Genomic DNA, 22,509 nt, shown 5'->3' with positions numbered 1-22,509 from the left:
AACGGTGAGTAACACTGACCAGAATTCTGTTATTGATTACAGTGCATTTCCGAACGCAGATGGCCATTTTGGTCCATACGGCGGCCGCTTTGTATCCGAAACGCTGATCTATGCTCTTGATGAGCTTGAGTCTATTTACTCTCGTCTGAAAGATGACCCAGGTTTTCAGGCTGAGTTCGACAAGGATATGGCCCATTATGTTGGGCGCCCATCGCCACTCTATTTGGCTGAACGCTGGACTCGTGAGCTGGGTGGTGCACAAATTTATCTCAAGCGAGAGGATTTGAATCACACCGGTGCTCATAAAGTGAACAATACAATTGGTCAGGCATTACTGGCAAAATTCACTGGCAAGTCGCGTGTTATTGCTGAAACCGGTGCAGGGCAACATGGCGTTGCAACCGCAACTGTGGCTGCTCGCCTGGGTTTGAAATGCCGTGTCTATATGGGTGCCGAGGATGTAAAACGGCAAGCGCTCAATGTGTACCGCATGAAGCTATTGGGTGCGGAAGTATTTCCGGTCACTTCAGGTTCACGCACTCTCAAAGATGCGATGAATGAAGCTATGCGCGATTGGGCTACCAATGTGGATGATACCTTCTACATTATCGGTACCGTTGCTGGCCCACATCCTTATCCTCAATTGGTGCGTGATTTCCAATCAATTATCGGCCGTGAAGCGCGCCGCCAATCATTGGCGCAGGCTGGCAAACTACCTGATGCGTTGGTTGCCTGTGTGGGTGGTGGTTCCAATGCAATCGGTTTGTTTCATCCATTCCTGACTGATGAATCAGTCAAAATGTATGGTGTAGAAGCCGGTGGTCTAGGCATCGAAACCGGTAAACATGCAGCACCTTTGAACAAAGGTGTTCCGGGCGTGTTGCATGGTAACCGCACTTATTTGATGGAAGATGAAAACGGCCAAATCATTGAAACCCACTCGGTTTCCGCTGGTTTGGATTACCCTGGTGTTGGTCCAGAGCATTCGTGGTTAAAAGATATTGGTCGCGTAAATTATGTGGCGATCAATGATGACGAAGCGCTTGCTGCGTTTCGCAAAATCACAAAAACCGAAGGTATTATGCCTGCTTTGGAATCAAGCCATGCCTTGGCTTATGTTGAGAAGTTGGCTCCAACTATGAGCAAAGACCAGATTATTATCGCGAACCTTTCTGGTCGCGGCGATAAGGATATTTTGACCGTCGCTGGTTTGGATGGAATAACTGTTTAATTCAACTGGTGCAAAAAATATTTTAATTCACTGCTGTGACGGCAGGAAAAATCAGGAATTGTCGATGAGTCGTATTTCCCAGCGTTTATTGCAAGCCAAGAGTGCGGGCAAAAAAATTCTAGTTGCTTATATTGTTAATGGTGACCCTCATCCTGAGGCTACATTGCCAACTATGCATGCCTTGGTCGCACAGGGTGTTGATGTGATTGAGCTAGGTGTCCCTTTCTCTGACCCAATGGCGGAAGGGCCTGTTATCCAAAAAGGTCATGAGCGTGCCCTTGAGCACCATATTAGCCTCAAGGGAACTATCGAGCTTGTTAAGCAGTTTCGTACTACTAACACAACAACCCCAATTGTGTTGATGGGCTACGCTAACCCAGTGGAACGCTTCGGTTATGCTGAGTTCGCTAAGGCTGCTGCAGACGCAGGGGTTGATGGTCTTTTGACGGTTGATTTACCGCCGGAAGAAGTGGTCCAGCTCAAGGTTCATTTGGATGCCAATAATCTTGATAATATTTTCTTGCTTGCACCTACTACGACTGTGGCGCGGGCGCAAAAAATTGCTGCACATGCCACTGGTTTTCTCTACTACGTGTCACTAAAAGGTGTGACTGGCGCTGGTCATCTGGATGTTGATTCAGTCAAGAATAAGCTTGCCGAGTTTGGCAAACTGACAGATCTCCCTGTGTGCGTTGGCTTTGGCATTAAAGATCCAGAAACAGCAAAAGCCGTTGCTGCCTTGGCTGATGGGGTTGTTGTGGGCAGTGTTTTGGTTGATAAAATGGGCAGTATGGCAGGTAGAGATGCGCAGGAAATTGCCGGGGCTGTTGGTGATATAGTCGGTAGTATACGTGTTGCTATAGACAGTCTTTGAGTTACTGATTTTATTCATAAAGAGTCGGGCGAGTTTATATCTGAAATCGTCCGATTAATTTCATCTACATGAGTACAGAGAAACAACCATGAGTTGGTTAGATAAAATTATCCCTAGTATTTCCCGCACAGATACCAAACGTAGCACCAAAGTGCCTGAGGGGCTTTGGGAGAAGTGCGTTAAGTGCGATGCAGTTTTATATAAACCAGAAATGGAAAAAACACTGGATGTTTGCCCTAAATGCGATCATCACATGCGGGTTGGCGCACGCGCACGCCTAAATATGTTTTTGGATGCGCAAAATCGCCAGGAATTGGCGACCGAGGTTGAGCCAATTGATCGCTTGAAGTTTAAAGATGTTAAAAAATATAAAGACCGTTTGACCGCTGCGCAAAAAGAAACGGGCGAGAAAGACGCGCTGGTTGCAATGCGTGGTGAACTAAAAGGGATGCCTGTTGTTGCGGTAGCGTTTGAGTTTGCGTTCCATGGTGGCTCTATGGGGTATGTCGTGGGTGAGCGTTTTACCCGTGCGGCAACAATTGCGCTGAAAGAAAATATTCCTTTTATTTGTTTTTCTGCAACTGGCGGTGCACGTATGCAGGAAGCACTTATTTCTTTGATGCAAATGGCAAAAACCAGCGCAGTAATTGAGCGCTTGAAAATGCAGGGGACTCCTTATATTTCAGTCATGACTGACCCCGTGTATGGTGGTGTATCCGCTAGTTTAGCTTTGCTAGGCGATTTGAATATTTGTGAGCCAGGTTCCCGTGCAGGTTTTGCTGGCCCCAGTATTATCGAACAAACCATTCGTCAAAAATTACCTAAAGGCTTCCAGCGCGCTGAGTTTTTGTTGGAGCATGGTGCAATCGATATGATTATTCATCGCCGTGATATGCGCGATAAATTGGCGTCGCTTCTAGCGAAATTCACCCGTAAAGCTGCAGTTTAAGCGAACAGTTAATTTATGCAGTCAGCGTCGCTACCTGCTTGGCTCTCCTGGTTGGAGCAAAATCATCCGCGGGAGATAGAGCTTGGCCTTGAGCGTATTTCTGCGGTAGCAAAGCGCATGTCATTGTTAGCTCCCGCTGCCAAAGTGGTCACGGTTGCGGGAACTAACGGCAAAGGCTCTTGTGTTACGGCAACCGCTGCACTGCTTGGCGCAGCTGGTTTCTCGGTTGGCGTTTATACCTCCCCCCACCTGACCCGCTACAACGAACGAATTGTTGTTGATGGCGATCCAGCTTCTGATGCTGAGATTTGTGCTGCTTTTAATGCGATATTTAATGCATGTCAGCAAGCAGATGAATTTGCAACTCAACCACTTAGTTTGACTTATTTTGAATATGGCACTCTTGCTGCGCTGGAGATTTTCCGTCGCCGTGGTGTTTCTGCCATGGTATTAGAGGTGGGGTTGGGCGGGCGCTTGGACGCCATTAATATTATCGATGCTGATATCGCCGTAATTACCAGTATTGCACTGGATCATACCGACTGGCTGGGCGATAACCGTGAAGTGATTGGGTTTGAAAAAGCTGGCATTATGCGTTCTGACAGGCCCGTCGTGTGCGCCGATTTATCACCGCCAGCGTCGATTGCAACTCATGCTAAAGAAGTAGGCGCAAAATTACATCTCATTGAGCGTGATTTTGGTTATCTCACCCAGAACGACAATAGTTGGTCATGGTGGTGCGGAGATTGTCGTTTCGCAGATCAGCCTTTACCGCAATTACCACTGCCGAGTTTAGCCGCTGCGCTGCAAGTTGCTATTCTCTTGGGTTTGGATTTGACTCTCATTGATGCTTTTGAATGTTTGTCGCGATTGCGGGTTCCGGGGCGTTTTCAGCGTTTGCAGTGGCGTGATCGTGAGATAGTTCTCGATGTGGCGCACAATCCTGCAGCGACTGCTTATTTGTTATCCCGCTTACAGCAATCGCAGCTAGTGTCTCGGCCAATTCATGCTGTGGTTGCGATGATGTCAGACAAGGATCGCACCGAGAGTTTGGCAAATTTGAAAAATGTTGTTACTCATTGGTATGTCGCTGATCTTTCATCAATTCCCCGAGCGGCTTCAGTTGCCCAATTGCAGGAGACGCTCGAAAGTATGGGGTGCTCAGCACAATTCAGTGGCAGTGTAGAAAACTGTTTGGTGGCGGCGCATTTGGCGTCAAACCCGGGCGATATTATTTTGGTTTTTGGTTCTTTCTATACGGTTGCTGCAGGCTTGAAAGCCATCGATAACGCGCTGTAATTTGCTAGGTTAACTTTTGATACAGGGGTTTTAGGTGAGAGAATCAGTAAAACACCGTTTGATTGGGGCGGCAGTGTTGGCGGCAGTCGCGGTATTATTCTTGCCTAGCTTTTTTAAGGACCGCCAGCAATATCAAGTAGATACCAGTTCACATATACCCGGTCGCCCTAGCATTACCGCTGTTGATTTCAATGAGCCTGAACAGCCGGAGGGTATAGAGCCTGCCCCTGCACCGGAAACGATGTTTGTGCCCGAAGATCCTCCCGTGTCATCTTTGCCTGATGAAAAAGAAAATGCCGCATCCCCTGTGGTTGTCAGTGCATCTTCAGCCGTATCACTGACGTCTCAGTCGAGCTCCGTATCCTCGATTACGCCACCGGTCGATCAGGTTTTGCCGGAAGGCTGGGTTATCCAGGTGGCAAGCCTCAGTGTGCAAGAGGGTGCAAATAAACTGCGCGATCAATTGCAAGCCGACGGTCACCGGGCATATGTAAGAGCAGTTCCTTTAGCCAACACTACGATTTACCGGGTATTTATTGGGCCAAAACAAAACAAAGCAGAAGCCACCGCGCTCAAAACCCAATTAGATTCCCGCCTAAAAGTTAATTCTCTCGTTTTACCTTTCAAACCCTAAAGCAATCAACTGTAGACCTCTGGTAGAATGCGCGCCTCTGTAAACCACTCATTGCTGATATGGGAGCGGGCGAGCCTATGAATTGGGCTGATTGGGCCATTATCGCTATATTTTCGCTCTCTTGTTTGATTGGCATGATCCGTGGGTTTGTGCGTGAAGCCCTGTCATTATTTATTTGGGTTGCTGCTGTCTTGGTTGCCAAAGTGTTTGGTGGCCAGTTCGAACATCTTTTGGCTAATCAGATAGAAACACCTTCCATACGTTTGATGACCGCTTATGCGGTGCTGTTTGTCGCTACTTTATTACTGGGTGCGATGGTGAGTTATTTGATTGGTGCTCTCGTGCGTGCCACGGGGTTATCTGGCACGGACCGTTTATTGGGAATGGTATTTGGTGCTGCCAGAGCATTTATTGTTGTTATGGCGCTGTTGATTCTTCTGCCTGGTTTTTTACCGGTCGATCAGGATGGTTGGTGGCATGAGTCAACGCTGATTCCCCATTTCCTGGCTTGTGAGGAGTGGGTGGTTTCGGCTTATAACCAGATCAGTGAATGGTTGTTAACGCTGTTTGGCAGTGTTGACGCACCTGAAAAAGTTTAATCTTGTTTAATTGTTATTGAGGCAATCTTATGTGCGGCATTGTAGGTATTGTAGGTAAACGCGATGTGAATGTGCAGCTTTACGATGCGTTGACGATCTTGCAGCACCGTGGACAGGATGCCGCTGGCATGGTCACTTGTCAGGATGGCCGGATGAGCCAACAAAAAGCTAACGGTTTGGTGCAGGATGTGTTCAGAACACGTCATATGCAGCGTTTGTTGGGCAATATGGGTATCGGTCATGTTCGTTATCCAACCGCGGGCAGTTCTGGCCCTGCATTGGCACAACCTTTTTATGTAAATTCTCCCTATGGTATTGCACTTGCACACAATGGCAACCTGACCAATGCCGATAAACTCAGTGAGGATATTTTTAAAACCGATCTTAGACATGTAAATACAGATTCTGATTCAGAAGTGTTGCTCAATGTGTTTGCCCATGAAATGCAAGTACAAGGAAAGTTGAGCCCAACGGCAGATGATATGTTCGCTGCGGTTGCGGGCGTTCACAATCGAGTTACCGGTGGTTATGCGGTAGTCGCGCTGATTGCGAATTATGGATTGATTGCATTCCGCGATCCGCATGGTATTCGTCCTCTCGTTTACGGTAAGCGCGTAGCAGAAGAGGGCGGTATCGAATATATGGTGGCCTCAGAAAGCGTGGCGTTGGATGTATTGGGTTTTGAATTGATTGGTGATGTCGCTCCCGGCGAGGCAATTTATATTACTGAGGAGGGTGAATTACATCGTCGTCAATGCGCTAAAGAAACCCGCTTAACTCCCTGTATTTTTGAGCATGTATATTTTGCACGCCCTGATTCGATTATGGATGGTATTTCCGTCTATAAAGCCCGTTTGCGTCAGGGTGAAAAGCTGGCAGAAAAAATCTTGCGCGAGCGCCCTGATCACGACATTGATGTGGTGATTCCTATTCCCGATACCAGTCGTGTTGCCGGTCAGGCGCTAGCGCAAAAGCTGGGTGTGAAATTTCGCGAAGGTTTGGTAAAAAACCGTTATATCGGTCGTACATTTATTATGCCCGGCCAGCAGCAGCGTAAAAAATCGGTGCGTCAAAAACTCAATCCCATTGAGTTGGAATTTAAAGGTAAAAATGTATTGCTGGTTGATGATTCGATTGTTCGCGGAACCACCTGTCAGCAAATTATCCAAATGGCGCGCGATGTGGGGGCGAAAAAAGTTTATTTTGCTTCGGCTGCACCCGCTGTTAAATATCCCAACGTTTATGGCATCGATATGCCTACAACGGCCGAGTTAATTGCACATGGTCATAGCGATGAAGAGGTTTGCCGCGAGATTGGTGCAGATTGGTTGATATACCAAAACTTGGATGACTTGGTGGCGGCATCAACGGAAGGTAACAGTAATGTTACGGAATTCGATTGCTCGGTATTTACCGGTGAGTATTGTGCTGGTGATGTGACTCCCGAATATTTGGAAAAGGTGGCAGCAGCGCGCAATGACAGTGCGAAGTCTGGCAAAAAAATCAAACAAATGGAGTTGCCAATTGGTTTGCACAACGGTGCAGCGCGCGGCTAATAAAACAAGCGGGTAATCACAATGGATAATTTTGATAATCATCTGGCGGAAGATCCGCTCTTTGGTGCGGCACTGGACACCTTGGCTGTTCGCGCCGGGCAAACACGCTCTCACGAAGGGGAGCACAGTGAAGCACTCTACCTAACTTCAAGTTATGTCTTTGGTAGTGCGCAAGAGGCAGCTGAGCGTTTTTCCGGAGCGCAGCCGGGTAACGTCTATTCGCGTTACACCAATCCAACGGTACGGATGTTTGAAGAGCGTATCGCGGCCCTCGAAGGCGCAGAGGCTGCCGTAGGTACATCTTCAGGCATGGCCGCTATTCTTTCTACTTGCATTGCATTACTAAAGTCTGGCGATCATATTTTGTGCTCGCGCAGTGTATTTGGCACCACTACTGTTTTGTTCACTAAATATTTACAAAAATTTGGTGTGACAACGACTTTTGTCAACCCAACTAATTACGCCGAGTGGGAGTCCGGGTTTACTGCCAATACTAAATTGGTGTTTGTTGAAACGCCCTCAAATCCATTGTGCGACGTAATTGATATCCAGCGTTTAGCCGATTTGACTCATGCTCACGATGCTTTGTTTGTAGTCGACAATTGCTTCTGTACCCCAGCTTTGCAGCAACCCTTGAAATTTGGAGCTGATCTGATTATTCACTCAGCAACAAAATACATCGACGGGCAGGGGCGCTGTTTGGGGGGCGTAGTTGCCGGTGCTAAACAATATGTTGATGAGGTGTTGGGTTTCATTCGTAGTGCCGGCCCAAGCATGAGCCCTTTTAATGCCTGGGTTTTCCTCAAAGGCTTGGAAACCTTGCGATTGCGCATGGAGGCTCACTCACGCAATGCGCTGGAGTTGGCGCAATGGTTGAACGGTCATCCTCAGGTTGAGAAAGTGTTTTATGCTGGCTTGCCGAGCCACACTGGCTATGAATTAGCGACTAAACAACAATCTGCGTTTGGTGGTGTTTTGTCGTTCCGGGTGAAAGGCGGGCGCGAGGAAGCATGGAAGGTTATTGATTCGACACGTATTATGTCGCTCACTGCTAACTTGGGTGATACCAAAACCACCATCGTCCATCCGGCAACAACAACGCATGGGCGTTTGTCACCTGAGCAAAAAGCTGATGCCGGAATTACCGAAAACCTGATTCGGGTTGCAGTGGGTCTGGAAGATATTGGTGATTTAAAAGCCGATCTTGCACGCGGTTTAGGCAATTACTAAGGGTTTGTGAGGCCAGGGCAGAAAAAAGTGTTTTTGGGTCTTGTCCTTGCGAATTCACCTTGGTAAAGTGCGCCCCTCTTTAGGACTATAGCTCAGTTGGTTAGAGCACCACCTTGACATGGTGGGGGTCAGCAGTTCGAGTCTGCTTAGTCCTACCAATTTTAAAAGCCGCTTTTAAAGCGGCTTTTTTATTGCCCGCCATTTCGTTTTATTTACGCCCCCTTGAATTTCCCCCTGTTTGCCCCATCTACTATGCATTGCTATCAATCTTGATGGCCGTTATTTGTTTACTTATTTGTGCATTTAATTCAGGAGTTAAACATGACAGTTGATGCCCGCAAAGAAACTCGTGGTTTCCAAACCGAAGCCAAGCAGTTACTGCATTTAATGATCCATTCACTGTATTCCAATAAGGAAATTTTCCTCCGTGAATTAGTTTCTAACGCATCCGATGCGGCGGATAAATTGCGTTTTGAGGCTGTGTCAAATGGCGACTTATATGAAGGTGATACGGAATTAAAAATTCGCATCAGTTTCGATAAAGATGCAAAAACTCTCACTATCAGCGATAACGGTATAGGTATGTCGCGCGATGAGGTAATTGAGAACCTCGGTACTATCGCGAAATCTGGTACTGCACAATTTATGCAAAAATTGTCGGGCGACCAGAAAAAAGACGCACAATTAATTGGTCAGTTTGGTGTGGGTTTTTACTCTGCTTTTATTGTTGCGGATAAGGTTGTGGTAACAACCCGTCGTGCCGGTGCCGCTGCAAATGAAGCTGTGCGTTGGGAGTGTTCTGGTGATGCTGAATTTACAGTTGAGTCGGTTGAAAAAGCAGGTCGCGGCATGACCGTGGAGTTGCATTTAAAAGATGATGCTTTGGAATTTGCTGATCATTGGCGTTTGCGTTCAATTATCAAAAAATACTCTGATCACATCGCTATTCCGGTTGTAATGCAAAAACAAAACCCTGCTGGCGAAGATGCTGATAAGGCTGAAGCGGAAGATGAAGTGATCAACACGGCGACAGCGCTCTGGACGCGCTCACGCTCTGATGTGACCGATGATGAGTACAAAGAATTTTATAAGCATGTGAGCCACGATTTTACTGATCCATTAAGTTGGAGCCATAATCGTGTAGAGGGAAACCTTGATTACACCAGCCTCTTGTATATCCCGGCGCGCGCGCCGTTTGATTTGTACAACCGCGATGCATCTCGTGGAGTAAAGTTATATGTGCAGCGCACTTTTATTATGGACGATGCAGAACAATTCCTACCGCTTTATCTGCGTTTTATTAAGGGTGTGGTGGACTCCAACGATTTGAGCCTGAACGTATCACGCGAAATTTTACAGAAAGATCCCAATATCGATTCCATGCGTTCCGCACTGACTAAACGTGTATTGGATATGCTGAGTAAAATGGCAAAAAGCGAGCCTGAAAACTACACCACTTTCTGGAAAGAATTTGGCCAGGTTATGAAAGAGGGCCCGGCAGAAGATTTCGCCAACCGTGAGAAAATCGCCAAACTGCTGCGCTTTGCATCTACTCATACAGGCAGTGCAGATCAGGATCAGTCCTTGGATGATTACGTGTCGCGCATGAAAGATGGTCAGGAGAAGATTTATTACATCGCGGCGGATAATTTTAATACTGCAAAAAATAGTCCTCACCTTGAAGTATTCCGCAAAAAAGGTATTGAGGTACTGTTGTTGTCTGATCGTGTTGACGAATGGTTAATGAGCCATCTGCAAGAATTTGAAGGTAAAAATTTCCAGGATGTTGGTAAAGGCGAGCTTGATTTAGGTAAGTTGGACACAGAAGAGGAAAAGCAAGCGCAAGAAAAAGTTGCTGAGCAATTAAAACCCTTGCTGGAGCGTGTTCAAACAGTATTGGATGCGCAGGTCTCGGAAGTTCGCATTACACATCGGCTAACTGATTCGCCTGCCTGTGTGGTGGTTGGTCAGTTCGATATGGGCGCACAGATGCGACGCTTGCTTGAGTCAGCAGGGCAGAAAGTGCCAGATTCCAAACCAATTTTTGAATTGAATCCTGAGCATCCTTTGGTTAAAAAGCTGGAAGCAGAAGCGAATGAAGAGCGCTTTGGTGATTTGGCGCATATCTTGTTCGACCAGGCAAATCTTGCTGAAGGTGCCCACTTACAAGATCCAGCCGCTTACGTGCAGCGCTTGAATAAATTGTTGCTGGAGTTAAGTAACTAAAAAATTGCCAGTGCTAGCGATATATTAATGTTTATCGCTAATGTCATTCAAAATGACCTTGTCTATAATCGGACAAGGTCATTTTTTTTTAAGTCTTATTTAGGTCTCAGGATTATGGAATACAAAAGTATTGTGTTACCGGCGAAAAAATCGATAGCCTTGGTTGCGCATGACAACAAAAAACAAGATCTTCTGGTGTGGTGTAAAACCCATCACACTACTTTACTGGCGCATAGGCTTTATGCGACGGGCACTACAGGTAGTTTGATTGCAGGCGAGACCGGCTTGGAAATTACTAAATTAATTTCTGGCCCCTTGGGGGGCGATCAACAAATTGGTGCTCTGATTACTGAAGGCAAAGTGGATATGTTGATCTTTTTTTGGGATCCCTTTGAGCCTATGCCCCATGATCCGGATGTGAAAGCCTTGCTTCGGATCGCTGCTGTATGGAACATCCCGGTGGCGTGTAATCAGAGTTCTGCTGATTTTATGGTGACATCTCCTCTATTTAATGGCGAGTCATCCCACATAGTTCCTGATTACGAAGCTTACATCCTTAATCGTTCGCGCAAACAACCATAAAAAATTCCCTCCTTATTTCCAAGTTTTGTTAATATCTGTTAACGCCGGGTTTTTGGTTCTAATTATTAGTGCCAAAGCCGGGTTGTTTTTGGATAGCCGCTGGCTACTGCCGGCGATCATTGGATGAAGCAAACCGAGCAAATAACAATAAGCATCAAGGCTTTAGAGGTGTTTCATATGTCAGAACGTGAGATGGGTACGGTTAAATGGTTTAACAACGTACGTGGGTATGGCTTTATTACTCGGGGTGAAGGTGGCGAGGATATTTTTGTCCACTATCGCAATATCCGCGCTGAAGGTTATCGCTCCTTGGCCGAAGGCCAAAGTGTTGAGTTTCAGCTCCAACAAGGTGATAAAGGATTACAGGCGGAAGATGTTGTTCTGCTATTGAGCTAGATCATTAGTATAGATGGGCTATGAGCTACAAAAACACCAGCTTCGGCTGGTGTTTTTGTTTCTACCGTCCGGCTTTTTAAAGGGCAGGTTCTGAACTTTGTGTCTGGTATGGGGTAACTTGGATAATAATCCCGACTACGGGATGGTCTATGTAATGAACTTCGCTGCTGCGCATGTCTCGGCTTTGTTGCAGCAGAATAATTTGCCGTGTCAGATAATTATTTTCTGCAGCCGCCGTTTCGCTGCTGTTTGCTGTAGTGGGTACCTCGTTATTCCACTGCTGATTTTCAACGGCTAGCGCTTGCTCAAGTTCCAACGAGGAATCCAGGGAGAGGCCTGCGATAGGTGTAGCTAAATAGTTAGGTTGTTTGGGTAGCTCCGGCCATTGCCGTGTTTGTTCCTGACCTACATTCAGATCAAATTGTGAGTACCACAGATTGGTCTGTAGCTTTAAATAGGTTGCTACGCTCAGACGGATGCTACCTTCCAGTTCCTGGTGTTGCCCAAACGTTTGTCCACCTTGAATTAATACTGATTTAGCGGCTTTTTCATGGGTAACGATTTGGCGCCAGGCACTATGGAATAACACCTGGAAGCGCGGGTTACGCTCCAATTTTTGTGCCTCGGCATTAAGTTGACGCTCAGTTGCAGGCAGGTGATAAAAAGCTTCTTTGGTTAAATCGACAGTGACATCTTCTGCACTATTAATTTCTTTTAACTCTGTCCAGTCTGTTGGATAACGTAATTTAATATTGCTTGGCCAGTGTTCTTGACCAGTATCATTTTTGCGGGCAAATACAATGAGCTCCACTTGATACCAACCTTCGTGACCTGCAGTTCCTGTCTGTGCTTGGCTTATTTGTGACAATAGCGTGCTGGCGATTAGTGTTGCAATGCCAAGCGCAGTTGTTAATTTTTTTAGTGATTGATAGTGCATAAATTGATTCCACCTGTGAGGCATAGGGCTCTGCATTATTTGTCTGTCATTAAATGATCAAGTAAATCTATTACGGTTTGAATGCGTTTTTCAGTTGCTTCCAAATCCATAGTGAATTTCAGTTGATTGGCGCCTTCCAGTTTATAAATACGTGGTTGGCTCTGTACCAGTTTTACTATTTTCAACGGATCTACCCGCGTATCACTGGAAAACTCTACTTTACCACCGCGTGCATTAGCTTCCAGTTTGGTAATGCCAATAGTCTCTGCTGTAATTTTAATTTGTGTGACACGGAACAGATTTTTAATTTGTTCGGGCAATAAACCAAAGCGGTCAATCATTTCTACTTGCAAGTCACGCAGTGACTCTTCATTTTCGGCGCTCGCTAGGCGTTTGTACATTACCAACCTGGTGTGAACATCGGGTAAGTAATCTGCCGGAATGAGTGCAGGAATTCGCAAGTTGATTTCAATTGCTTCACTCATCGCTTTTTCAAGATCTGCTTGTTTTCCTTGGCGAATTGCTTTTACTGCGCGATCAAGCATATCCATATACAACGAGAAGCCAATAGTTTGAATTTGGCCGCTCTGTTCATCGCCAAGTAATTCACCCGCTCCGCGAATTTCCATATCGTAAGTCGCCAGAGTAAAACCAGCGCCCAGATCTTCGGCGGCGCTAATCGCTTCCAAACGCTTTTGTGCGTCGTCGGTCATCGCACGGCGGTCCGGTGTTAATAAATAGGCATAGGCCTGGTGATGAGACCGGCCTACGCGGCCGCGCAGTTGATGTAGTTGCGCGAGACCAAATTTGTCGGCGCGGTTAATAATGATGGTATTGGCGCTGGGAATGTCGATACCAGTTTCAATAATAGTAGTGCACACCATAATGTTGAAACGTTTGTGATAAAAATCCGACATTACCCGTTCCAGATCACGCTCACGCATTTGCCCATGGCCAATACCAATCCGTGCTTCTGGAATCAGTTCTTGTATTTCGCGCGCAACTTTTTCAATGGTGTCGACTTCATTGTGCAGGTAGTACACTTGGCCACCGCGCAATATTTCACGCAAGATTGCCTCTTTGATTGTCGCCTCATCATAGGTGCGCACAAATGTTTTTACAGATAGGCGGCGCGCCGGTGGTGTTGCAATAATCGATAAATCGCGAATGCCTGCCATGGACATATTCAGTGTACGCGGGATGGGTGTGGCAGTCAGGGTGAGGATATCGATCTCGGCACGTAGCGCTTTAATTTGATCTTTTTGGCGCACGCCAAACCTATGTTCTTCATCGATAATTAGCAGGCCAAGGTTTTTGAATTTAATGTCAGGCGACAAGAGTTTGTGTGTGCCCACCACTATATCTACTTTACCTTCAGCGATTCGCTCAAGCACTTGATTGACTTCTTTTGTAGTGCGAAAGCGCGATAGCACCTCAACGGTAATTGGCCAATCTGCAAAACGGTCCTTGAGTGATTCATAATGTTGTTGTGCAAGCAGTGTTGTCGGCGCCAGAATGACCACTTGTTTTCCGCCGTGACTGGCGATAAATGCGGCGCGCATCGCCACCTCGGTTTTACCAAAACCTACATCACCACAGACCAGACGATCCATGGGTTTATTGGACAACATGTCTTTTATAACAGCTTCAATGGCGCGTTGTTGATCTGCTGTTTCTTCAAACGGAAAGCTGGCTGCAAAGGCTTCATAGGCTGTTTTGGGGTCGGGAAATGCATAGCCTTTACGCGCGGCGCGGCGCGCATAAACTTCTAATAATTCCGCGGCTGTGTCGCGAATTTGTTCGGCAGCTTTGCGTCTTGCTTTTTGCCATGACTCACTACCCAGCCGATGCAGTGGTGCCAGGTCATCATCCGCACCGCTGTAGCGGCTAATTAAATGCAGATTGGTGACTGGTACATAAAGTTTTGCTTCATCCGCATATTCCAGAGTAAGGAATTCGTTGGTTTGATTATCAATAGTGATGGTTTCCAGCCCACGATAACGACCCACACCGTGATCCAGATGCACTACCGATGCGCCGATTTTTAATTCGGTCAGATTTTTTACTACCAGATCCGCATTATCTTGCGTTTGCTTGCGGCGACGCTGTTGTTGAATGCGTTCACCAAATAATTGCGATTCAGAAATTAATGCAATTTTCGGATCGGTTAACAACAGTCCCTGCTCCAGGGGAGCGATGGTTATGGCGAGCTTTTCAGGTTGATTTAAAAAATCGTTCCAGGTATCGAGCGTATTAGGGCGAATGCGAATCCGACTTAGTAATTCCAAAAGTGTTTCGCGCCTGCCTGCTGACTCTGCGCAGAATAAAACGCGACCATCGAACTCCATTAAAAATGCTTGAATTGCGGCTAATGGATTTTCTGCTTGTGCGCGAATTGGAAGCGATGGTGTGAGGGTAGAGGCAAAGTTGTAATTGCCTACTTTTTCTTCGAGCGTGGCAGATTCTATGAATGTGCGGGAATATTTTTTAAGTTGCCCAAAAAACTCATCAATCGCCAGATAAATGGTGCGCGGCTCAAGTAGTGGGCGCAGTGGGTCCACGCGACGGCTTTCGTAGCGGCGCAATAATTCCAACCAAAAATTTTCGGCTGATTTTTCAATATCGCCCAGCGCATAAACCAATGTGTTGGTAGGTAAGTAATCAAATAGCGTGCTACAGGTTTCGAAAAAAAGCGGCAGGTAATATTCGATGCCCGGTGGCGATATGCCTGCGCTTACATCCTGGAATACCGGGCAGGCTTTGTGATTGACATCAAAGCGTTCGAGCCATTGTTGTTTGAATAAGTTGATACCTTGTTTATTCAGCGGGAACTCTTTCGCGGGTAAAAGTTGAATTTTTTCAACCTTGTCCACCGTCATTTGCGTTTCCGGGTCAAAGGTGCGCAGGCTTTCTATTTCGTCATCAAATAAATCGATACGATAGGGTACATCGCTGCCCATGGGGAAAATATCCATGAGCGAACCGCGCACGGCAAATTCGCCGTGTTCGTATACTGTGTCTACGCAGTGATAACCGGCCCGCTCCAGATTTTGGCGCAACTCGTTAGTGTCGAATTTCTCGCCGACAGAGACCATTAGGCTATTGCCTATCAAATAAGACTGTGGCATTAATCGCTGCAATAGCGTGGTTACTGGCACCACTAAAATGCCGTGTTTTACACTGGGCAGTTTGTAGAGTGTGCTCAGCCGTTCGGAAATAATGTCCTGGTGCGGTGATATGGAATCGTAAGGCAGGGTTTCCCAGTCGGCCAAGTGCAACACTGGAAGCGCCTCGGGTCCTTTGGCAAAAAAAGACAGTTCAGATTCCAGGCGAATTGCGGTGCTGGTGTCGGCAGTGACTACCAGGCTTAGCCCGTTGTAGGCTTTGGCGGCGTTTACTATTGTTAGCGCTTGGGCACTACCATGTAATTGGCCCCAATATTGTCGATTGCCTGATTTATCCGAGATAGGTGGTTTGCTGGTTAACTGATAAGTCATAACGCGATATTCAAGTCATATCCAAAGTTAGCGGGCATTTTACCTGTCTTAGTTGTGCTCTGGGTGGCAAGTCTCATAAATAAACCTCTTGATAGCCCTGACGTCTACCGGGTGAAGATATTGGTTCTCAATGAGAATTGTTTTTATTTCCCTCTGGTTTGCAGAGTGCTCTGTGCAAAAATAAATCGAATCAGTGGAAAAGCCGCATAAAAGCTGCCTCAAATCGATGCATTGCTATGGTGCTAGGGGTGGGGCGCGTTTATAATTCCCGCGTTTTACTTGGGCCAATTAAAACTTCACATAAATCAATCTCTTGAGCGCGTTCTTTGGGCTACTAACAGAGTCGTCTGGAGTGATGTCGTGAAAGTTACTGGCTCAAATGCTCTGGCTGCTTAATCACTACGTACCAATTATTGGTAAGTATGGCCGGAGTACTCGCGGTTCAAGCGTCTCCCGAAATTGTGTCCGGTTCCCGCCAGGAAGTAACCGGATTTCAATAGCTGGCTTAAGGCTTGTCAACCGCATCCCCCGCGGCCTGGTTATCCAGGTCTACATCCACACGAACGACTAGGCAGAGACGTATGATCAAGATTCGTCGAGGATTGGATTTGCCCATTACTGGCAGCCCCAATCAATCTATTGAGGATGGCCCACAGGTTCGCCAAGTAGCTTTAATCGGGTTTGATTACCATGGTATGAAGCCCACTATGGCGGTACAGGTTGGTGATAAAGTTAAACTTGGTCAGGAACTTTTTTCTGACAAAAAGACCCCGGGTGTAATCTACACAGCTCCAGCATCAGGTACTGTCAGCGCAATTAATCGCGGTGATCAACGTGTTTTCCATTCATTAGTAATTGATGTGGAAGGTAACGAGGCTGTTGAGTTTGCTAAATATTCCGCATCTGAACTGGCCGGTTTGTCTCGCGAAAGCGTACAGCAAAACCTTGTTCAATCTGGCTTGTGGACTGCATTGCGCACTCGTCCATACAGCAAGGCTCCTGCCTTAGACTCAATTCCAAACTCGATTTTTGTTCAAGCGATTGACACTAATCCTTTGGCCGCAGACCCTGCTGTGATTATCGCAGCTAAAAAAGACGCTTTTGCGAACGGTTTGACCGTGATTGCACGCCTTACCGAAGGCAAAGTGTTTGTTTGTCAGGCTCCGGGTGTTGAATTGCCAAAAGGTCAGGGCGCTAATATTGCGGTCGAAACCTTTACTGGTGTTCATCCTGCAGGTAATGCCGGTACCCATATCCATTTCCTTGATCCAGTAAATGCACGTAAAACCGTTTGGACTGTTGGTTATCAAGACGTTATTGCGATTGGTGAATTGTTTATCACCGGTCAATTGAATACCGAACGTGTTGTTGCACTTGCTGGTCCACAAGTAGAGCGTCCTCGTTTGGTGCGTACTCGCTTGGGCGCTGATCTGAATTCGTTGGTTAACGGTCAGTTGAAGCAGGGTGAGAATCGCATCATTTCTGGTTCTGTATTTGGTGGTCGTCGCTCCCATGGCAATCTCACTTTCCTTGGTCGTTTCCACAATCAAGTCAGTGTTTTGCTTGAGGGGCGCGAACGTGAAATGCTGCATTACCTGCGCGCAGGTACCAACAAGTTCTCCGTGATGGGCATTTATTTGTCCAAGCTGTTTGGGGGTAAAAAGTTTGCCTTCACTACATCTACCAATGGTTCCGAGCGTGCGATGGTACCGGTGGGTTCTTACGAGAAGGTAATGCCTCTCGACATCCTGCCGACGCAGCTGCTGCGCTCTTTAATTGTTGGTGATACTGAAACAGCACAAAAACTGGGCTGCCTTGAATTGGACGAAGAAGATTTGGCGCTGTGCACCTTTGTGTGCCCCGGCAAATACGAATACGGCCCGATCCTGCGCAATAACCTTACTCGCATTGAGAATGAGGGCTAATTAATGAGTCTGAGAAGTTTACTCGACAGCATGGAGCCGCATTTCCACAAAGGCGGCAAATACGAAAAATGGTACTCACTGTACGAGGCCGTTGATACCGGTTTGTTTAAACCGGCAGATGTCACCAAATCTACCTCTCATGTGCGTGATGGTATCGATCTGAAACGCATCATGATCACGGTTTGGTTGTGTGCATGGCCAGCAATGTTCTTCGGTATGTACAACGTTGGTTTGCAAGCCAATACCATTTTAGCGGCGACTGGTGCTACTGGTATTGATAACTGGCATGGTGCTTTAGCAGCCATGTTTGCGGGTCACAACCCTGACAGTATTTGGGACAACTTTGTCTTGGGTGCTGCCTACTTCCTGCCAATTTATGCGACTGTATTTATTGTCGGTGGTTTCTGGGAAGTGTTGTTCGCTACTACTCGTGGTCATGAAGTTAACGAAGGTTTCTTCGTAACTTCGATTCTTTTCTCCCTGACCTGTCCTCCTGATTTGCCTTTGTGGCAAGCCGCCTTGGGTATCAGCTTTGGTGTAGTAATTGGAAAAGAGGTATTTGGTGGTACTGGTAAAAACTTCCTTAATCCGGCGCTCACCGGTCGTGCCTTCTTGTTCTTCGCCTACCCGGCGGAAATGTCAGGCGATGCAGTTTGGACTGCGGTTGATGGTTATACCGGTGCGACTACGCTCTCTATTGCTGCTCAACAGGGTATGGATGCTGTAGTCAACCACGTTAGCTGGTTTGATGCCTTTGTTGGTTTTGAGCACGGTTCTATTGGCGAAACCTCAGCACTGGCCTTAATGATTGGTGGTGTTGCGCTACTAATTATGGGCATTGCGTCTACTCGCATTGTGGTCGGGGTGTTGATTGGTGCAGTGCTGACTACCCTGTTGTATAACTGGGCCGGTGCAGGCAGCAGTAATCCAATGTTCCAAATGCCATTCTGGTGGCACTTTGTTATAGGTGGCTTTGCCTTTGGTCTCTTCTTTATGGCAACTGACCCAGTGTCGGCATCAATGACTGATGCGGGCAAATGGATCTATGGTGCATTGATCGGTTTCATGGTGATTACTATTCGTGTGGTCAACCCTGCTTATCCAGAGGGCATGATGTTGGCAATCTTGTTCGCAAACATGTTTGCACCGACCATCGACTACTTCGTCGTTCAATCCAACATTAAGCGGAGACTGGCGCGTGGCTAACCAACAAACAGCAAAATACACCATCACAGTCACATTGATTATGTGTTTGGTGGCATCCGTATTGGTGGCAGGTTCTGCGGTGTTGTTGCGCCCCGCACAGGTTGCCAACAAAGCGCTTGATTTCAAGCGTAACGTTTTATCTATCGCAGGTATTTTGAATAAAGATCAATCAGTTGAAGAGCAGTTCAAACAAGTTGAGGTAAAAATTGTTGATCTGAATAGTGGTCGTTTTACCGACGCTATCACTGATATTGAAAAGTTTGATCAAAATGCATCCGCTAAAAAACCCGATCTTTCCGATAAATTATCCTCAGAGGAAGATATTGCCAAAATCATTAGTCGTGAAAAGTATGCCAAGGTATTTTTGGTAAACGACGCGAATGGTTTGTCAAAAGTCATTCTGCCTGTGCGTGGCTATGGTCTCTGGTCAACCATGTCAGGTTTTGTTGCTTTGGATAAAGACTTAAACACTATTCTTGGGTTCGGTTTTTATTCTCATGCCGAGACACCTGGCCTTGGCGGTGAAGTTGACAATCCAAAGTGGAAAGAAATCTGGATTGGTAAAAAAATCTACTCGGATTCTGGCGAAGTGAAAATTGATGTGATCAAAGGTCACGTAGATTCAGCTACCGCAGATGCTGAGTACAAAGTAGATGGTTTGTCAGGTGCAACGTTGACCAGCAATGGTGTGCGCAACCTGATGAAGTTTTGGATGGGTGACAAGGGTTATAAAACATTCCTTGCTAACTTGAAAAACGGAGAGGCTTAATTATGAGCTTGAAAACGAAAGATCTCCTCACAAAACCGATTCTGGAAAATAACCCGGTTATTTTACAAATCCTCGGTATTTGTTCTGCGTTGGCGGTAACCTCCAGTGTAAAAGTTAGTTTGGTAATGGCCATAGGTCTGACCTTGGTATCTGCCTTTTCCAACTTTTTTGTATCGCTGGTGCGTAACTTTCTGCCTAACAGTGTGCGTATTATTGCGCAGATGATCATTATTTCTGCATTGGTAATTGTGGTTGACCAAGTGCTGAAAGCCGTGGCTTATGACATCAGTAAACAACTCTCGGTATTTGTTGGGTTGATTATTACCAACTGTATCGTAATGGGGCGCACTGAAGCCTTTGCCTTGAAAAACCCACCAATTCCAAGCTTCCTTGATGGTATAGGTCATGGTTTGGGTTACTCGGCGCTGCTGATTGTTATCGCCACTTTCCGTGAGATTTTTGGTGCTGGCAAATGGTTCGGTATTCAAATTCTGCCTACCGTTACCGAAGGTGGCTGGTATGTACCTAACGGTCTGTTACTGCTGCCGCCAAGTGCGTTTTTCTTAATTGGTATTATTATCTGGGCGCTGCGCACCTGGAAGAAAAACCAGGTTGAGAAAGCCGATTTCAAAATAGCGCCTAACTCTTCGGCAAATCAGGAGATCGCATAATGGAACATCTACTGAGTTTGTTTATCCGTTCAGTATTTATTGAAAACATGGCGTTGGCATTCTTTTTGGGGATGTGCTCATTTATGGCCATGTCTAAAAAAATCAATGCTGCTATTGGTTTGGGTATCGCGGTTATTGTGGTGCAAACAGTAACTGTTCCTGCAAACAACCTGATTTTGACTTACTTGTTGAAAGAAGACGCGTTGGCTTGGGCTGGTGTAACCGGTGTTGATTTGACCTTCCTGAGTTTTATTTCATTTATTGGTGTTATCGCTGCAATTGTGCAGATTATGGAAATTGTGATGGATAAATATATGCCTGCGCTGTACAACGCGCTGGGGGTATTTTTACCACTGATTACCGTGAACTGCGTAATTATGGGTGGCTCACTGTTTATGGTTGAGCGCGATTACCATTTTGTTGAAAGCGTAGTTTACGGTGTCGGCTCGGGTGCTGGCTGGGCAATTGCAATTGTTGTGCTGGCGAGCATCAAAGAAAAGCTGAAATACTCAGATGTACCTGAAGGTCTTCGTGGCTTAGGTATTACCTTTATCACCGTGGGATTGATGTCATTGGGCTTTATGTCCTTTGGCGGCATCTCTCTCTAGGCTAAGCGAGGAATCTAATGAATACTGAGATTTTATTAGGCGTAGGCATGTTCACCTTCATAGTGCTGGCACTGGTGGTGGTGATTCTTGTTGCGCAGGCAAAACTGGTTAACAGCGGCGATGTGCAAATTCTTATCAATGATGAGAAAACCATTACCGTTCCTGCCGGTGGCAAGTTGTTACAAACACTTGCTGCTAACAATGTATTTCTGGCGTCAGCCTGTGGTGGTGGTGGTAGCTGTGCACAGTGTAAATGCGTAGTAAATGATGGTGGCGGTTCTATTTTGCCAACGGAAGAAGCGCATTTTAATCGCCGTGAGCAAAATGAAGGCTGGCGTTTAAGTTGCCAGGTTCCGGTAAAACAAAACATGAAAATTCATGTGCCGGAAGAAGTGTTTGGCGTGAAGCAGTGGGTAACTACTGTGGAATCCAATCCTAACGTGGCCACTTTTATCAAAGAGCTGACCTTGCGTCTGCCCGAAGGTGAAAGTGTGGACTTCCGTGCGGGCGGTTATGTGCAGCTGGAATGCCCGCCCCATCACGTCAAGTTCTCAGACTTTGATATTGAGCCTGAATATCGCGGTGACTGGGAGCGCTTTGGTTTCTTTAATCTGGAATCAAAAGTGACTGAGCCAGTGATTCGCGCTTATTCAATGGCGAATTACCCGGAAGAAAAAGGTGTGGTTAAGTTCAATATTCGTATTGCAACACCTCCACCAAAATCTCAGGGCATTCCTCCGGGTCAAATGTCATCTTATGTATTTAGTTTGAAGCCGGGCGATAAAATCACCGTATACGGTCCATTTGGTGAATTCTTTGCTAAAAAGACCAATGCTGAAATGGTGTTTATCGGTGGTGGTGCTGGTATGGCACCTATGCGTTCGCACATTTTCGATCAGCTGCGCCGCTTGAAAACCGATCGTAAAATGACATTCTGGTACGGTGCTCGCTCGCTGCGCGAACTCTTCTACAAAGAAGATTACGATATGCTGCAGGCAGAGAATGAGAACTTTAAATGGCATGTGGCGCTGTCAGATCCACAGCCAGAGGATAACTGGACCGGCCTCACGGGCTTCATTCACAATGTTCTCTATGAGAATTATTTGAAAGATCATCCGGCGCCAGAAGATTGTGAGTTCTACATGTGCGGCCCACCAATGATGAATGCCGCCGTGATTAAAATGTTGAAAAGTCTTGGTGTAGAAGACGACAATATTTTGTTAGACGACTTCGGCGGTTAATGAAAAGGAAAACGAGGCAGGGAAACCCGCCTCGTTTTTTTTTAACGATAGTTCATTTGCTTTTAACAAAAGCAGTAAA

At 46.4% G+C, this 22,509-nt stretch carries 19 protein-coding genes and 1 tRNA gene; 18 read left to right on the top strand and 2 right to left on the bottom strand.

Translation table 11 applies throughout. The features are described from left to right. The first annotated feature begins 4 nt into the window (after positions 1-4). The 12 genes from trpB to D0B88_RS14570 all read left to right on the top strand — a co-directional run bounded on the left by trpB (position 5) and on the right by D0B88_RS14570 (position 11,576). Positions 5-1,231: a tryptophan synthase subunit beta gene (gene trpB / locus D0B88_RS14625; protein WP_151058087.1), complete on the top strand. Its 1,227-nt coding sequence runs from the start codon at positions 5-7 to the stop codon at positions 1,229-1,231. Positions 1,232-1,295: 64 nt separating this feature from the next. Then, complete coding sequence (gene trpA, locus D0B88_RS14620; RefSeq protein ID WP_007641816.1) at positions 1,296-2,105, top strand: tryptophan synthase subunit alpha; 810 nt, start codon at positions 1,296-1,298, stop codon at positions 2,103-2,105. Positions 2,106-2,193: 88 nt separating this feature from the next. After that, complete coding sequence (gene accD / locus D0B88_RS14615; RefSeq protein WP_007641815.1) at positions 2,194-3,054, top strand: acetyl-CoA carboxylase, carboxyltransferase subunit beta; 861 nt, start codon at positions 2,194-2,196, stop codon at positions 3,052-3,054. A gap of 15 nt (positions 3,055-3,069) precedes the next feature. Then, complete coding sequence (folC, locus tag D0B88_RS14610; protein WP_151058085.1) at positions 3,070-4,353, top strand: bifunctional tetrahydrofolate synthase/dihydrofolate synthase; 1,284 nt, start codon at positions 3,070-3,072, stop codon at positions 4,351-4,353. A 34-nt stretch (positions 4,354-4,387) separates the two neighbouring features. Then, positions 4,388-4,987, top strand: coding sequence for an SPOR domain-containing protein (locus D0B88_RS14605; RefSeq protein ID WP_007641813.1), 600 nt, complete (start codon positions 4,388-4,390; stop codon positions 4,985-4,987). Between the two features lie 77 nt (positions 4,988-5,064). Beyond that, complete coding sequence (locus tag D0B88_RS14600; protein ID WP_151058083.1) at positions 5,065-5,586, top strand: CvpA family protein; 522 nt, start codon at positions 5,065-5,067, stop codon at positions 5,584-5,586. A 29-nt stretch (positions 5,587-5,615) separates the two neighbouring features. After that, positions 5,616-7,142 (top strand): amidophosphoribosyltransferase, encoded by a 1,527-nt coding sequence (gene purF, locus D0B88_RS14595; RefSeq protein ID WP_007641811.1) that lies wholly within the window; start codon positions 5,616-5,618, stop codon positions 7,140-7,142. Between the two features lie 21 nt (positions 7,143-7,163). Beyond that, a complete protein-coding gene (locus tag D0B88_RS14590) occupies positions 7,164-8,372 on the top strand; it encodes an O-succinylhomoserine sulfhydrylase (protein WP_151058081.1) in 1,209 nt (402 codons plus the stop codon). Positions 8,373-8,453: 81 nt separating this feature from the next. Further along, positions 8,454-8,530 (top strand) — tRNA-Val (locus tag D0B88_RS14585). 163 nt (positions 8,531-8,693) lie between these two features. Further along, a complete protein-coding gene (htpG, locus tag D0B88_RS14580; RefSeq protein ID WP_151058079.1) occupies positions 8,694-10,598 on the top strand; it encodes a molecular chaperone HtpG in 1,905 nt (634 codons plus the stop codon). 114 nt (positions 10,599-10,712) lie between these two features. After that, on the top strand, positions 10,713-11,180 hold the full coding sequence (locus D0B88_RS14575) for a methylglyoxal synthase (RefSeq protein ID WP_007641807.1): 468 nt from the start codon (positions 10,713-10,715) through the stop codon (positions 11,178-11,180). A 177-nt stretch (positions 11,181-11,357) separates the two neighbouring features. Continuing rightward, on the top strand, positions 11,358-11,576 hold the full coding sequence (locus D0B88_RS14570; protein ID WP_040392075.1) for a cold-shock protein: 219 nt from the start codon (positions 11,358-11,360) through the stop codon (positions 11,574-11,576). Between the two features lie 76 nt (positions 11,577-11,652). Here D0B88_RS14570 and D0B88_RS14565 read toward each other — a convergent pair whose 3' ends face one another. Both D0B88_RS14565 and mfd read right to left on the bottom strand, forming a co-directional pair. Next, positions 11,653-12,513, bottom strand: coding sequence for a CsiV family protein (locus D0B88_RS14565; protein ID WP_151058077.1), 861 nt, complete (start codon positions 12,511-12,513; stop codon positions 11,653-11,655). Between the two features lie 35 nt (positions 12,514-12,548). Then, entirely contained in the window at positions 12,549-16,010 is a 3,462-nt protein-coding gene (gene mfd / locus D0B88_RS14560) for a transcription-repair coupling factor (protein WP_151058075.1), read from the bottom strand. 581 nt (positions 16,011-16,591) lie between these two features. Between mfd and D0B88_RS14555 the strand changes: the two genes are divergently transcribed. From D0B88_RS14555 to nqrF, 6 genes are read left to right on the top strand one after another with little or no spacing between them, the layout of a single operon-like run. Continuing rightward, complete coding sequence (locus D0B88_RS14555; protein ID WP_151058073.1) at positions 16,592-17,935, top strand: Na(+)-translocating NADH-quinone reductase subunit A; 1,344 nt, start codon at positions 16,592-16,594, stop codon at positions 17,933-17,935. A 3-nt stretch (positions 17,936-17,938) separates the two neighbouring features. Then, positions 17,939-19,141 (top strand): NADH:ubiquinone reductase (Na(+)-transporting) subunit B, encoded by a 1,203-nt coding sequence (locus D0B88_RS14550; RefSeq protein WP_040391793.1) that lies wholly within the window; start codon positions 17,939-17,941, stop codon positions 19,139-19,141. Then, positions 19,134-19,910, top strand: coding sequence for a Na(+)-translocating NADH-quinone reductase subunit C (locus D0B88_RS14545; RefSeq protein WP_007641787.1), 777 nt, complete (start codon positions 19,134-19,136; stop codon positions 19,908-19,910). The genes D0B88_RS14550 and D0B88_RS14545 overlap by 8 nt, the downstream gene beginning before the upstream one ends. A gap of 2 nt (positions 19,911-19,912) precedes the next feature. Beyond that, positions 19,913-20,581 carry an NADH:ubiquinone reductase (Na(+)-transporting) subunit D gene (locus D0B88_RS14540; protein ID WP_007641786.1) on the top strand — a complete coding sequence of 223 codons (669 nt, stop codon included), beginning with the start codon at positions 19,913-19,915 and terminating at the stop codon, positions 20,579-20,581. Further along, positions 20,581-21,189: an NADH:ubiquinone reductase (Na(+)-transporting) subunit E gene (gene nqrE, locus D0B88_RS14535; RefSeq protein ID WP_007641784.1), complete on the top strand. Its 609-nt coding sequence runs from the start codon at positions 20,581-20,583 to the stop codon at positions 21,187-21,189. The genes D0B88_RS14540 and nqrE overlap by 1 nt, the downstream gene beginning before the upstream one ends. 17 nt (positions 21,190-21,206) lie before the next feature. Next, on the top strand, positions 21,207-22,430 hold the full coding sequence (nqrF, locus tag D0B88_RS14530) for an NADH:ubiquinone reductase (Na(+)-transporting) subunit F (RefSeq protein ID WP_151058071.1): 1,224 nt from the start codon (positions 21,207-21,209) through the stop codon (positions 22,428-22,430). Positions 22,431-22,509: the final 79 nt, after the last annotated feature.

The sequence above is a fragment of the Cellvibrio sp. KY-YJ-3 genome, assembly GCF_008806955.1.
GTDB lineage: Bacteria > Pseudomonadota > Gammaproteobacteria > Pseudomonadales > Cellvibrionaceae > Cellvibrio.
Note: the sequence above shows the minus strand (reverse complement) of the source record. Positions and strands in the feature narration are given on the sequence as shown.

Coding starts and splice junctions, on each gene's coding strand:
- D0B88_RS14590 (WP_151058081.1), top strand. CDS start 7,164: ATGGATAATTTTGATAATCATCTGGCGGAAGATCCGCTCTTTGGTGCG.
- mfd (WP_151058075.1), bottom strand. CDS start 16,010: ATGACTTATCAGTTAACCAGCAAACCACCTATCTCGGATAAATCAGGC.
- accD (WP_007641815.1), top strand. CDS start 2,194: ATGAGTTGGTTAGATAAAATTATCCCTAGTATTTCCCGCACAGATACC.
- D0B88_RS14600 (WP_151058083.1), top strand. CDS start 5,065: ATGAATTGGGCTGATTGGGCCATTATCGCTATATTTTCGCTCTCTTGT.
- D0B88_RS14555 (WP_151058073.1), top strand. CDS start 16,592: ATGATCAAGATTCGTCGAGGATTGGATTTGCCCATTACTGGCAGCCCC.
- htpG (WP_151058079.1), top strand. CDS start 8,694: ATGACAGTTGATGCCCGCAAAGAAACTCGTGGTTTCCAAACCGAAGCC.
- D0B88_RS14570 (WP_040392075.1), top strand. CDS start 11,358: ATGTCAGAACGTGAGATGGGTACGGTTAAATGGTTTAACAACGTACGT.
- D0B88_RS14550 (WP_040391793.1), top strand. CDS start 17,939: ATGAGTCTGAGAAGTTTACTCGACAGCATGGAGCCGCATTTCCACAAA.
- trpA (WP_007641816.1), top strand. CDS start 1,296: ATGAGTCGTATTTCCCAGCGTTTATTGCAAGCCAAGAGTGCGGGCAAA.
- purF (WP_007641811.1), top strand. CDS start 5,616: ATGTGCGGCATTGTAGGTATTGTAGGTAAACGCGATGTGAATGTGCAG.
- nqrF (WP_151058071.1), top strand. CDS start 21,207: ATGAATACTGAGATTTTATTAGGCGTAGGCATGTTCACCTTCATAGTG.
- nqrE (WP_007641784.1), top strand. CDS start 20,581: ATGGAACATCTACTGAGTTTGTTTATCCGTTCAGTATTTATTGAAAAC.
- D0B88_RS14565 (WP_151058077.1), bottom strand. CDS start 12,513: ATGCACTATCAATCACTAAAAAAATTAACAACTGCGCTTGGCATTGCA.
- folC (WP_151058085.1), top strand. CDS start 3,070: ATGCAGTCAGCGTCGCTACCTGCTTGGCTCTCCTGGTTGGAGCAAAAT.
- D0B88_RS14575 (WP_007641807.1), top strand. CDS start 10,713: ATGGAATACAAAAGTATTGTGTTACCGGCGAAAAAATCGATAGCCTTG.
- D0B88_RS14540 (WP_007641786.1), top strand. CDS start 19,913: ATGAGCTTGAAAACGAAAGATCTCCTCACAAAACCGATTCTGGAAAAT.